Consider the following 13,063-nt stretch of genomic DNA (forward strand, 5'->3'; position numbering starts at 1 on the left):
GACCGGACGGCGCCACAGCGCTCGACCTGGACACGTCCCGGCCGGCCGTGAGTGACGCGAGCCGGCGAAGGCACCCGCACCTCGTATCGCCGAACCAGGGGCGACCGGCGGCTCCGGCTCCTCGTCCCCGCTTTGGTCTTCGTCGTCGCGCTCTATCCCACTGAGACGTCGCCGGCGATGCACGCACATGGACCGAGCGCTGCGGCGCGGGTTCGCCGCCGAGGCAACTGTTGGCAACCCGTTGCCGCGTATCGCCCCGGCCTGCGTCAATGCTGTGACACACGTCGCACGGGGGCCGACGAGGCGACCACCACTACGGCGATGGGACTGCTATGGATCAGGACCTTCAACCCGCTCGGCGAATGGTGCTGGCCGGTCTCCTCGGCGCCGCGGCCGTACCGGCACTCGGCCGCCCGGCGATGGCCCAGGACGCCGAGCCACCGGGAGCGATTCGTCAACGCGAACGCCACCTCCTCAATGACGACTGGTCGTTCGTCCGCGGCGACCTGAAATCGGCCGCCGATGCGGACGCCGACGGGACGGACTGGAGCGCCGTCACCCTTCCGCACACCTGGAACGCCAAGGACAGCATCGACGACGAACCGGGCTACTACCGGGGACCCGGCTGGTACCGCCGAGCGCTGCGGGTGGACGACCGCTGGCGGGACAAGCGCGTGTTCCTCTACTTCGAAGGCGCGAACCAGGTGGCGGACGTCTTCGTCGACGGCGCGCCGGTCGGACGGCACGTGGGGGGATATGTCGCGTTCTGTGTGGACGTCACCGATCAGCTGCGTCGGGTGAAGCCCGGCCGCGCCGCGACCATCGCCGTTCGCGTCGACAACACCCATAACCCGGACATCCCGCCACTGTGGGCCGACTTCACGTTCTATGGCGGTATCTACCGCAACGTATGGCTCGTCGTCACCGACCCGGTCCACATCGACCTGCTCGATCATGGCTCGTCCGGCATCTATGTCGACACGCCGGACGTGAGCGCGGCCTCGGCCGACGTCCGAGTCCGGGGGCGGGTGGTCAACGCCGAGCCCGAGACCACATGGGTGGACGTCGTCAGCACGGTCGTCGACGCGCGCGGCGGTGAGGTGACCTCGCGCAGAACGCGGCTGGAGATCGGTCGGGGCGAGGCGAGGGACTTCGACCTTTCCCTGCCGGCGATCCGCCGCCCTCGCCTCTGGTCTCCGGAGTCGCCCCACCTCTACAAGGTCATCACGGTGGTGGACGACGGCCGCGGTGGACGCGACCGCGTCGACGCGCCCCTCGGCCTCCGGTGGTACTCGGTGGACGCCGCCACCGGCTTCCATTTGAACGGGTCGTCCTATCCGCTGCGCGGTACGAACCGTCACCAGGACATCGTCGGGAAGGGCAATGCCCTCAGCGACGCCGAGCACGTCCGCGACCTCCAGATCATCAAGTCGATGGGGGCCAACGTGCTGCGCCTGGCCCACTACCCCCAGGCACCCGCGGTCCTTGAGGCCGCCGACCGCCTCGGCGTGATCCTTTGGGAGGAGGCGCCGCTGGTCAGCACCGCCACCATGTCGGACCAGTTCGCCGCGAACAGCGTCAACATGCAGGTCGAGACGATCCGACAGCACTACAACCACCCCAGCATCGTGTTCCGGGGCTACATGAACGAGATCTTCTTGAGGCCGCCCGAGCCCGAGCCGGCAGGGTATGAGCGGTTCGTCGTCAACCTTGCCCGCCGCCTCGAGAAGACGACGCGTGCGGAGGACCCGCGGCGACTGACCGTCATGGCGGTCGACCGCGACGACCGCTACAACAGCTCCGGTATCGCCGACGTCCCGATGATTCTGGGCTGGAACCTGTATCACGGCTGGTACTACGACACCCCCGAGGGTTTCGCCAAGCACCTGGACAAGGAACACGCCGACCACCCGAATCGTCCGCTGTGGCTCAGCGAGTACGGGGCGGACAGCGACAGCCGCCTGCACCGCGTCGACGTCCAGTACCTTCCGGTCGACCCTGCGACGGGCGGGGTGACCTACCAGGACCAGTCGATCGAGTTCCAGCAGCTCTTCAACGAGGTCTACATGCGCGCCATCAACGAACGCCCCTTCCTCGTGGGTACGACCCTGTGGGCGCAATTCGAGTTCGGGTCGGAATTTCGCAGTGGCGCCATCCCGCACGTCAACCAGAAAGGGGTGACGCACGCGGACCGGAGCCCGAAGGACGTCTTCTACCTCTACCAGGCGCTGTGGCGTGACGAGCCCGTCCTGCACATCGCCGGCCACGAGTGGACGCACCGGACCGGCACCGCACCCGACGCCCCGTGGGGAGCGGGCCGGCAGCCCGTGTCGCAGCCCGTGAAGGTATACAGCAACCTGGATTCGGTCGAGTTGTTCATCAACGGGCGGTCGCTGGGCCGCAAGCAGCCGGACGATGTCTGCGCGGCCACCTGGCAGGTGCCGTTCGTCGACGGGGGGAACGAAATCGTCGCTCGAGGGGTGGCCAACGGCAAGGTGGTCACCGACTCCGTCCGCGTCGCGTTCACCTATCAGGCTCCACGGCTCAGCGACGCCTCGGTGCCGTTCCGGCGACTCGCCGTGTCAGCCGGTGCCATCGTCCAGTACACCGACCCGCAATCGCTGGTGTGGGCCGAGGACCGGGCATACACCGACGGCGGCTGGGGCGCCATCGGTGGCACCACGGGCCTCATGAGGAAATGGGTGAACCGCTCGTCGGAGGATCCTCTGTACCAGACGTACCGCGAGGGCATGACCGCCTACCGTTTCGATGTCCCGGCGGGACGGTACAGGGTGCGGCTCCGGTTCACGGAACCATCGGAGAACGCTCGAGGAAATCGCGTATTCAGCGTGCGCCTCAACGAGCATGTGCTCGTGAACGACCTCGACCTGGTGGCCGTCGCCGGGCCACGAACGGCCTACGACCTCGACGGAATCGTCGCCGCGACGAATGCCGATGGGCTGAAGGTCGTGTTCGATCCGACCGTGGGCCGCGCCGTCGTGAGCGGCATCGACGTGACCAGGCTGTAGCCACCTCAATGCACCGCGAGCCGGGGACGCGGCACTTCCAGGCGGCAGGCTCCGGCCTGCCGCCTGGTTGATCTAGCGCGGCGAGGTGGGGAACCGGCACTTCGACTCGGCTGTCCACGTCCTGACGCGGTGTCGAATTCGGCGTGTTCGCGAGGATAGCCTGCATGATCGCGGTTGACCTTCTTCTGCCAGGGGGAGACCGCACCGACGGCGCCGTCAGCTCCTCTGGCCGGGCTGACCGCCCCCAGACAGGGCACAGAGCACGGCGGGCCCGTGCGTGCCGGGACACGCGACGAGCCCGCCTTGATCGACTATTCGTTGAAGAGGCGGCCGTAGTCCGCCATGGCCATGGCCACGTCGGCCTGCGCCCAGAAGCGGTGATAGGTGAACACCGGCGCGGTCGAGCTGGTGCCGTTGGCGAAGGCCCAGACGCGCGCGTAGTCGGGATCCCGCTGGTAGAAGGACCGGATGCTCATGAAGGTCGAGCTCGAGTCGATCGGGTCGCCGTTCGGCATCTTCCCCGTCCAGCCCGAGGGGATGTAGATCGGGTCCTTCACGCGCCTGTAGTCGGTCTTCGTCTCCTTCACCGACACCCCCTTGGCGTCGGTGTGCTTCCAGAGGGCGTCCAGCAGGTCCTTGGCGGCCTGCTTGGCCTTGGCGTCACCGGACTTGGCCGCGTAGTAGCTGAGCGTCCGCGCGAACGCCGCGGCGACGCCCACGTCATCGGTGTGGTCGGCCACCGTGACGTGCAGTCCGGTGTTGGCCGGCGGCATGCCGGTGGTGCTGGACCAGTTGGCGTCCGGCTGCCCGCTCCAGGTCAGCGTGGACGGGATCTTGATGGTCCCCGCGGCCGGGTCGACCGTCGTCTGCGACAGCGCCCAGGTCGTCCACTTGTCGAGGAGGGCCTTGGCATTGGCGTCGCCGGTCACCTGGTAGTACTCGGCCACCCGCTCCATCGACCACGCCTGGAACCCGAACCACTGGTTGCTGGGCGGGTCGTGGTACACCGGCTGCCAGTCGTAGGCCATGCCGAAGAACTTCGTCAGGCCCGACGGCGGCGCGCTGTAACTGCCGCCCCAGCTGTTGGTCACCCCGCCCGCGATGGCGCCCTCGGCGGACTGCAGCCACTTGTAGAGCTGGAGCTGCCGGGTGAGGCTGACCTGCCAGTCGGCCTTGGCGGTCGCGCCCTTCGGGGCGAGCGCGGTGCTGTTCACCAGCGCGTACGCGGCCATGAGGTTCTGGTAGCCGAAGTGCGAGGCGCCGTCCCCGATGCGCCATGCCCAGCCGGCGCTCGAGTCGAGGGCGCCGCCCCACGCGTAGTACCACGACAGCAGGTAGTGCGCGCTGTTCTTACCGGAACCGCCGGGGCAGGAGAACGCCGAGGTGCAGTCGCCGATCTTCTTGAAGTACTTGTCGAAGAACGAGTACCGCAGGTAGTCGCCGAGCTTGCCCGCCTTGGCCGCGGTGGCCGAGACGTCGCCGCCCTTGCCCTGTCCCTTGGCCCAGACGTCCGCCCAGTACGCGGCCTGGACGGCGCGGGCGTCGGCGTCGGGGGCGTTGGTGAACTTCCACTGCTTGGCGTAGCTGGAGTCCTTGATGAACAGGTCCAGGTAGCCGTTGGCGCCGCCGTACTTGAAAGCGTCGCAGGTCGGTTGCGGGACGGTCTCGAAGACCGACTCCTGAGACCCGCGCTGGTAGGTGTTGATGTAGGAGGGGCCGTCGGCGCTCGGGCCGTTCTCGCAGCCGCCGCCCGGCGTGTTGCCGTAGCCGTAGACGTTGTCCACGTCCTGCAGCCAGTGCATGCCGTAGATGTCGTCGGTTCCGTACGCCGACTTCAACTCGCCCGCGATCGGGTCCTGGCCCACCGGCACACTCGGGTCGATCTGCGACGGGTAGTCGCTCACCTGCGGGTGCTCGGCGGCATAGGTGGCCGGTTTGCTCGCCTGGTAGAAGGAGCCGGTCGGCTGGTCGGCGTGCGTCGGGATCATGTACTTCTCCATCAACGCCCAGGAGGAGTTGAAGGGGCCCCAGTTCTGGGTGACCTTGCCGTACATGGCCTCGAGCCAGATGAGGTAGCTGTAGGCCTCCGAGGTCGTCTCGTGGCCGTGGTCGGGCGCCTCGACCATGAAGGTCTCCACCGAGTGGTACGGGATGCCCTCCGGGCTGAAGTAGCCGCTCGCCGGATTCTTGATCTTGTTGTACTGGTCGAGGAAGCGCTGGGTGTAGACGCTCGTGCCGGCGGCGGCCTGGGTCACGGTCACCGCGGCCGCGGCGTAGCCGGTCGCGGTGGAGGTGAACGTCGCCTGGCCGGTACCGGAGGCGTTCGCGGTGATCTCCACGTCCTGCGCGGCGGACCAGTTCTGCGGGGTGAAGGTGAGGGTGCCGCCGCCGGTCACCGACAGGCCGGTGTTGCCTGCGGTCCGGGTGGTCGTCACGGTCACGTTCGCCGCCGGCGCCTTCGACAGCTTGACGCCGTAGGTCGCCTTGGCCCCCTGCGCGACGGTGAGCGTGACGGGGCTCGCCACGATGCTCGCGCTGCCGGTCACGGTGATGCCGACCGGGGCCGACTCGCCGGACGCGCCGGTGCTGTCGGTCACCTTGGCGTAGAGCGAGTGGGCGCCGGCCCTGGCGGGCGACCAGTCCAGGGTGTACGGAGCGGTCGTGTCACCGGCGGCGAGCAGCCCGTCCTGGTTGTAGAACTCCACCTTGGAGACGGTCGCCCCGGACCCGGCGGTCGCGGTGGCGGCCAGTGGGACCGTGCCGCCCACCGAGTAGGTGGCACCGGCGGCCGGGCTGGTCAGCGCCACCGTCGGCTGCGCGGCGGTCTGGTTGCAGCGGACCCCGTTGAGGCTGAAGACGGTGGGGTCGTCGTTGGTCCCGCTGTAGGTGAACTGGGCGCCGACGTTCACCGTCGCGCCCGTGCCGAGGGTCCTGTTCCAGCTCTCGTTCTCCACGGTGATCTGCCGGCCCGACTGCGACCACTTGGCGCTCCAGCCACTGGCCAGCCTCTGGTCGCCGGTGTAGGCGTAGGTCAGTTTCCAGCCGTCCAGGGGGTCGCCCTGGTTGGTGATGTCGATGCTCGCGGTGAAGCCGGTGCTCCAGGCGTTCTTCTTGTAGACGACCTTGCACGACGCAGCCGCGGCCTGCGTGGGCACGGCCACGGCGGCCAGGCCGCCGCAGAGCAGGGTCAGCAGCGCGCTCACCGCCGTGAGCGCGCGCCATCGTTGCCGTCTTCTCACCTGTGCTCCTTCCGGTCGGGTCCCTGGATCAGGCAGGGCGGACTCCGCCGCCGGCGGATCCGGCGGCGGTCACGGCAGGTGGGTCCCTCAGGCGGGGGCCGGGGTCCTCGTCGGCGTCATGCGGACTCGCGGACGATCAGTTTGGTCTTCAGCACCACGCCCCGTCCGGTGACCGGCTTGCCGCCGGTGTGGGCGCGCAGTTCCCGTACCAGGCGGGCACCTAGGTCCTCGGCCGGCTGCCGCACCGTCGTCAGCCGGGGCCGCACCTGCAGGGCGACCGGGGCATCGTCGAAGCCGACGACCGCGACATCGTCGGGGACGCGGCGGCCGGCCCGGCGCAGGGCGCGCAGGGCGCCGACCGCCATCTGGTCGGAGGCGGCGAGCACCGCGTCCAGATCCGGCCGCCGCTCCAGCAGCACGCTCATGACCTGCTCGCCGGAGAGCCGGCCGAAGTCGCCGTGCCCGACCAGCCCGGTGTCCCCCATCCCGGCCTCCCGGACGGCCAGCCTGTAGCCGGCCAGCCGGTCCACTCCGGCACCCATGTCGGACGGGCCCGCGATGGTGCCGATGCGGCGGCGGCCGGAGGCCAGCAGATGCCGGACCGCCGCGCGCGCACCGCCGCGGTTGTCGACGTCGACGTACGGGAGCGGTACCCCGTCGAGCGGCCGCCCGGCCAGCACCACCGGGGCCCCGGCGGACGCCTGCACCAGCGCCGCCAGCTGGTCGCGGCGCGCGCCGACCAGGATGACGCCCGCGGCGTTCCCGCCGCGCAGGTAGTGGGCGGTCGCCCGCCACTCGTCCGCCCTGCCGACCAGGAGGACGACCAGCGGGGCCGGGCCGTCGTGCTCCCGCCGCACCCCCCACAGCAGGCTCGCGTAGAAGTGGTCGCCGACGACCCGGGCGCTTTCGTCGCACAGCACCACCGCGATCGTCCCGGAGGTCTCGTGGTCGGGGGCACGGGTCTGGCGGCGCACGTAGCCGAGCCGTTCCACGGCGGCCTCGACCTGGAGCCGGGCCGCGCGGCTGACCCGGGCCGAGCCGGACAGCACGCGGGACGCGGTGGCCGGGGAGACGCCGGCGAGCCTGGCGACGTGGGCGAGGGTCGGGGCCCGGCCGGCGAGGGCCGGGAGAGCGGAGTCCTCGGACGGTTGGGTGATCGTCACGTGGCACTCCCTTCGTGGTTCCTCCGGCCGTGGGAACCGAGCCGGGGCGGGAGTAGGTGGGAGCGCTCCCAAGAATCTGATCGCACGGGGAATGTGTCAAGGGTCACAAGGCCGCGGAGTTAACCTCGCATTTCCGGAATCTCTCCGCACCGCCCCGGACGGCCCCTCATGGCCGCAGGCCAAAGGCATTCACAGCACCTCTGGCACGGCTCGGGAAATCCATGAAATCTGTGGAAACACTCTTCCCCGCGGCCGTCCGCCCGATCTACCTTCACGACTCAGTACATCGTGGGAGCGCTCCCAAGCACATCGCAGGAGGTCCGATGCGTCCACGGAACCGGCGGCCGGTCTCAGCGGGACGGCCGTCCCGTGCGCTCGCCCTGGCGGTGCTGGCCGCGCTTCCGCTCGCGGGCGGCTGCGGCGGCTCGTCCTCCTCCCGGGCCCCCGCGGCGACCGCCTTCCCGCACGACGCCGCGACGCTGCTCGCCGCGGGCACCGGGAACCTGGAGGGGACGCCGTCGTTCCGGCTCACCATGCGGGTCGCCATGCCCAAGGACGGCGGCCGCCCCGCGCACCGGCTGGACATGAGCGGCGGCTGGGACGCGCGGCGTCCCGCGGGGCGGATGGACGGCGTCCTCAAGGGGACGCGCGCCACCGTCCTGTCGATCGGCGACAGCGAGTACGTGTCGCTTCCGGCGCCGGTCCGGAAGAGCACCGGCAAGTCCTGGCTGAAGGCCGCGGCGGGCACCCGGACCTTCGCCGGGTTCGCCGACGTGCACCGCGTCGCCATGATCCTCCGTACCGCGGAACGGCCGCGGGTGTCGGCGGAGGCCGGTGCCAGATGGCATGTCCAGGGAGTCGTCGACCGGGCCGCCGCATTGCGCGGGATTCCCGATCCGGCCCTCCGCGCATTCGTGAATCTGCTGCCCGCGAAAACGCGCTTCGACCTGTGGACCGACGACGCGGGACGGCCTGACCGAATCCGGCTCGCCCTGTCAGGAGGCGCCGGGAAGATCCAGGGCACCGTCGAGCTCTCGGGCTTCGGCATCCGCCCCGACGTGCGGGAGCCCATCGCCGGGCAGATCCTCACGTCCGCCCCCAAGAGCACGAAGTGAAAGCGGAGATCCCATGAGATCGCTCTCGCCGCGCACCGCCGCCGTCGCCTCGCTGACCGGCGCCCTCTGCCTGGCGGGCTCCCTGGTCACCGGCGGCGGGAACCTCCTGGGCACCGGCACCGCCCGCGCCGACGTCGCCTGCAAGGTCGGCTACGCCAAGAACGACTGGGGCTCGGGCTTCACGGCCACCGTCACCATCACCAACCTGGGTTCGGCGCTGAACGGATGGGAGCTGAAGTACTCCTACTCCGGCGACCAGCAGCTCACCAACGGCTGGAACGGCCGCTGGACGCAGTCCGGCAGGACCGTCACGGTGACCAACGCGAGCTGGAACGGCTCCGTGGCCGCCGGCGGCACGGTCCAGGCGGGCGCCCAGTTCAGCTACACCGGCACCAACACCGACCCGGCGACGTTCACGGTCAACGGCACGACCTGCAACGGCGGCACAGGGCCGACCGATCCACCCACCGGACCGGCGCCACAGCTGAAGGTGTCCGGCAACAAGTTCGTGGACGCCTCGGGCAAGACCGTCACCCTGCGCGGGGTGAACCGGTCCGGCGGCGAGTTCGCCTGCGTCCAGAACAACGGGTTCTGGGACGGGCCGATGGACGCGGCGTCGGTCACCGCAATCAAGAGCTGGAACACCAACGCGGTGCGGGTGCCGCTCAACGCCGACTGCTGGCTCGGCCTGCCCAACGTCAACGCGGCCTACAGGGGCGCCGCGTACCAGAACGCCGTGAAGGGCTACGTCGACCTGCTGGAGCGCAACGGCCTCACGCCCATCGTGGAACTGCACTGGAGCCACGGGCTGTGGTCGGGCTACGACAGCCACTGCCAGACGGCGAACGCCGAGTGCCAGAAACCGATGCCGGACGCCCAGTACGCCACGGAGTTCTGGAAACAGGTCGCCACCGCGTTCAAGGCCGACACGGCGGTGGTGTTCGACCTGTTCAACGAGCCGTACCCCAACAACCTGCAGGTCATGGACTACAACCAGTCGTGGAGGTGCTGGCGGGACGGCGGCTCGGCCTGCCCCGGCCTGACGTTCGAGGCGGCCGGGATGCAGGACCTCCTCGACGCCGTGCGCGGCACCGGCGCGGCCAACGTGGTCCTGGTCGGGGGCAACAGCTACTCCAACGACCTCGGCCAGTGGCCGGCGCAGAAGCCGTCCGACCCCACCGGGAACCTGGCCGCGGCCTGGCACTCGTACAACTTCAACTACTGCAAGGACTCCTCCTGCTGGGACCGGGAACTCGCCCCGGTCGCCGCCCAGGTGCCGCTCGTCGCCGCCGAGATCGGCGAGAACACCTGCGGCCACGGCTACATCGACACGCTGATGGGCTGGCTGGACGCCCACGGCGCGTCGTATCTCGGCTGGACGTGGAACACCTGGAACTGCTCCAGCGGACCCTCGCTGATCAGCTCGTACGACGGGACCCCGACCGCGTACGGTGCCGGGCTCCGCGATCACCTGCGCTCCCTGGCTTCCCGCCGACCCTGACGAACCTCGCCCCCTAAGTCCCGTGACACCGAGGAGGACCCGCATGAGACACCCCCGAGCGCGCATACCCCTGGGCAGAGCCCGGGCGATCTCCCTGCGGCGCGGCACGGCGGCCGGAGCGGCGGCGGTGCTGCTCGCCTCCGGAACGGTCGCCCTGGCACAGACCCAGGCGAGCGCCGCCGTGGGCTGCAAGGTCGACTACGCCACCAACCAGTGGAGCAACGGATTCACCGCGACCGTGACGCTCAACAACCTCGGTGACGCGGTCAACGGCTGGACCCTGGAATGGGACTTCGCCGGCGACCAGAAGATCACCCAGGGATGGAACGGGACGTTCACACAGTCGGGCAAGCACATCACCGTCACGAACCCTTCCTGGAACGCCACCCTCGGCACCGGCGCGTCGGTGAGCCCCGGGTTCCAGGCGACGTACTCGGGCACCAACCAGGCCCCGTCCCAGTTCAAGCTGAACGGCACCGTCTGCACCGGCTCGACCGGCCCGGGGGAACCGCCCCCGGGCGGCAGCCGGGTGGACAACCCGTACGCCGGCGCCAAGGTGTACGTGAACCCCGAATGGTCCGCCAAGGCAGCGGCCGAACCGAACGGCACCAAGATCTCCAACCAGCCGACCGGCGTGTGGCTGGACCGGATCGCGGCGATCGAGGGCACGGGCGGGGCCAGGGGCCTGCGCGGCCACTTGGACGAGGCGCTCAAGCAGGGCGCCGGGCTGATCCAGCTCGTCGTCTACGACCTGCCCGGCCGGGACTGCGCGGCGCTGGCGTCCAACGGCGAACTCGGGCCCAATGACCTGGACAAGTACAAGACCCAGTTCATCGACCCGATCGCGCGGATCCTCGGCGACGCCAAGTACGCGAACCTGCGGATCGTCACGGTCGTGGAGATCGACTCGCTGCCCAACCTGATCACCAACACCGGCGGCAGGCCGACCGCCACGCCGGCGTGCGACACGATGAAGGCCAACGGCAACTACGTCAACGGCATCGCCTACGCGCTCGGCAAGCTGGGCGCCGTCCCGAACGTCTACAACTACCTCGACGTCGGCCACCACGGCTGGCTCGGCTGGGACGACAACTTCGGCCCGTCCGCCGAACTGCTCGCGCAGGCCGCCAGGGCGTCCGGCTCGGTGTCGAACGTCGCGGGCTTCATCAGCAACACCGCCAACTACGGGGCGCTCCAGGAGCCCTACTTCACCATCAACGACACCGTCGGGAGCAAGTCCGTCCGCGAGTCCAAGTGGATCGACTGGAACCGTTACACCGACGAACTGTCCTACGCCCAGGCCTTCCGTCAGCGGCTCGTGCAGGCCGGGTTCGACTCCGGCGTCGGAATGCTGATCGACACCGGCCGCAACGGCTGGGGTGGCGCGAACCGCCCGGCCGGTCCCGGGCCGAAGACCACCGTCGACACCTACATCGACGGAGGTCGCCTCGATCGCCGGATCCACCTCGGCAACTGGTGCAACCAGTCCGGGGCGGGAATCGGCGAGCGGCCGAAGGCCTCGCCCGCGTCCGGAATCGACGCCTACGTGTGGATGAAGCCTCCGGGCGAGTCGGACGGGGCGAGCAAGGAGATTCCGAACACCGAAGGCAAGGGCTTCGACCGGATGTGCGACCCGACGTACACCGGCAACCCGCGCAATAACTACAACATGAGCGGCGCCCTGCCGGACGCGCCGCTGTCCGGCCACTGGTTCTCCGCCCAGTTCCGGGAGCTGCTGATGAACGCCTACCCGGCTCTCCCGTAACCCCCGATCGAGGACGGCCCCGTGATCGCCGATCACGGGGCCGTCGCCCGTCCGGTCAGGACCCCATGCAGTGCGGGGCCGGGGCGGTCGCGGAGCCCGCGGACTTCGCGGTGAACCCGAACACGGTCGAGGCGCCGGTGGCCAGCGCGCCGTTCCAGCTCGCGTTCTTGACCGTCGCATCGACACCGGACTGCGTGTAGGTCCCGCTCCACAGGGAGTCGACGGTCTCACCGTTCGCGAACGTGAGGTGCGTCGTCCAGCCGTTCAGCGGGACGGTACCGGAGTTGGTCACCTTGACCTCGCCCTGGTAACCGCCGTTCCACGAGGAGACCGTGCGGAACGCGGCGGTGCAGGCCATGCCCGGTTGCGGGGTGGGCGTCGTCGGCGGGTTGGAGCCGCCGCCCACGCCGGTCACCTCGCCCTTGCCGCCGTCGAAGACCACGTCGGAGCAGTTGTAGAAGGTCTCGTTGCTGTCGGAGCGCTGCCACACCGTGTAGATGAGGTGGCGCCCGCTCTTACCGGTGGGGAGCTTGGCGTTCCAGTAGTAGTAGGAGGACTCGTTGCCGGGCCCGCCGACACTCGGCGGGTCGGTGACGCTGTAGAACGGCTGGTCCTCCAGGTCGTTCCAGGCGAGCGGCCGGGTGGGGCTCCAGCTGTCCTTGGTGATGTAGGTCCTGAACGTCCCCGGGTGGGCCGCCCACTTGTTGAAGCGGAACTGGAAGTCTGCCCCGGAGGTCAGGTGGGTCAGCGGCCAGTCGTTGCGGGCGAGGTCGTAGCCGTTGAAGTCGTACACGACCGCGCCGGCGCTGCACGCCTTGCCGTCTGGGATGAAGCCGCGGGTGCGGCCCGCGCCGTCCGAGCGCAGGACGGCGAACCAGTTGTACAGCGAGGTGGTGCCGCTCTGGGCGACGGCCGCCGCGCACGCGGGGTTGTTCGGCTTGATCTCGCCGGTCGGGCTCAGGCCGTCCTTCCAGCACAGGTACGTGCGGCTGCCAGGCATCATCGTCGCGCCGTGCGCGGACGCGGGCGTGGCGGGCAGCAGCGCCCCGAGGGGCATCGTCAGGCCGAGCGCGGCCCCGGCAAGGGCCGCTCTTCGTCGCGTTCTCACGCTTCCTCCTGTCCTCCGGCCATCTGAAGGGGCTGTCGCGCTGGACGGTAACTCCGTTCCGCCGAGCCGGTGAACAGGCCTTTCAACCTTTCACAGGCCACCGCTCGATCAGGCCGAATGCCTCGACGCGGCCGGTGGCGAGT

The 13,063-nt window shown here is 69.8% G+C and carries 7 protein-coding genes; 4 read left to right on the forward strand and 3 right to left on the reverse strand.

What is annotated here, in order from left to right:
* Positions 1-362: 362 nt before the first annotated feature.
* On the forward strand, positions 363-3,029 hold the full coding sequence (locus ABD340_RS10310; RefSeq protein WP_344588471.1) for a glycoside hydrolase family 2 TIM barrel-domain containing protein: 2,667 nt from the start codon (positions 363-365) through the stop codon (positions 3,027-3,029).
* 311 nt (positions 3,030-3,340) lie between these two features.
* Here ABD340_RS10310 and ABD340_RS10315 read toward each other — a convergent pair whose 3' ends face one another.
* Together ABD340_RS10315 and ABD340_RS10320 are read right to left on the reverse strand one after the other, a co-directional pair.
* The gene (locus ABD340_RS10315) at positions 3,341-6,268 is read right to left on the reverse strand and encodes a glycoside hydrolase family 48 protein (protein WP_344588472.1); all 2,928 of its coding nucleotides are present in this window, start codon (positions 6,266-6,268) and stop codon (positions 3,341-3,343) included.
* A gap of 116 nt (positions 6,269-6,384) precedes the next feature.
* Positions 6,385-7,431, reverse strand: a complete 1,047-nt coding sequence (locus tag ABD340_RS10320) for a LacI family DNA-binding transcriptional regulator (protein WP_344588473.1) — start codon at positions 7,429-7,431, stop codon at positions 6,385-6,387.
* A gap of 323 nt (positions 7,432-7,754) precedes the next feature.
* Between ABD340_RS10320 and ABD340_RS10325 the strand changes: the two genes are divergently transcribed.
* The 3 genes from ABD340_RS10325 to ABD340_RS10335 are packed head-to-tail and all read left to right on the forward strand — an operon-like array spanning position 7,755 to position 11,812.
* On the forward strand, positions 7,755-8,546 hold the full coding sequence (locus ABD340_RS10325) for a hypothetical protein (RefSeq protein ID WP_344588475.1): 792 nt from the start codon (positions 7,755-7,757) through the stop codon (positions 8,544-8,546).
* Between the two features lie 13 nt (positions 8,547-8,559).
* Entirely contained in the window at positions 8,560-10,047 is a 1,488-nt protein-coding gene (locus tag ABD340_RS10330) for a cellulase family glycosylhydrolase (protein WP_344588476.1), read from the forward strand.
* Positions 10,048-10,090: 43 nt separating this feature from the next.
* A complete protein-coding gene (locus ABD340_RS10335; RefSeq protein WP_344588477.1) occupies positions 10,091-11,812 on the forward strand; it encodes a glycoside hydrolase family 6 protein in 1,722 nt (573 codons plus the stop codon).
* Between the two features lie 55 nt (positions 11,813-11,867).
* Here the strand turns inward: ABD340_RS10335 and ABD340_RS10340 are convergent, their stop codons facing one another.
* Positions 11,868-12,920: a lytic polysaccharide monooxygenase auxiliary activity family 9 protein gene (locus tag ABD340_RS10340; RefSeq protein WP_344588478.1), complete on the reverse strand. Its 1,053-nt coding sequence runs from the start codon at positions 12,918-12,920 to the stop codon at positions 11,868-11,870.
* Between the last annotated feature and the right edge of the window lie 143 nt (positions 12,921-13,063).

Origin of the sequence: Actinomadura vinacea (assembly GCF_039532545.1) — a bacterium.
In the GTDB taxonomy this organism is placed as follows: domain Bacteria; phylum Actinomycetota; class Actinomycetes; order Streptosporangiales; family Streptosporangiaceae; genus Spirillospora; species Spirillospora vinacea.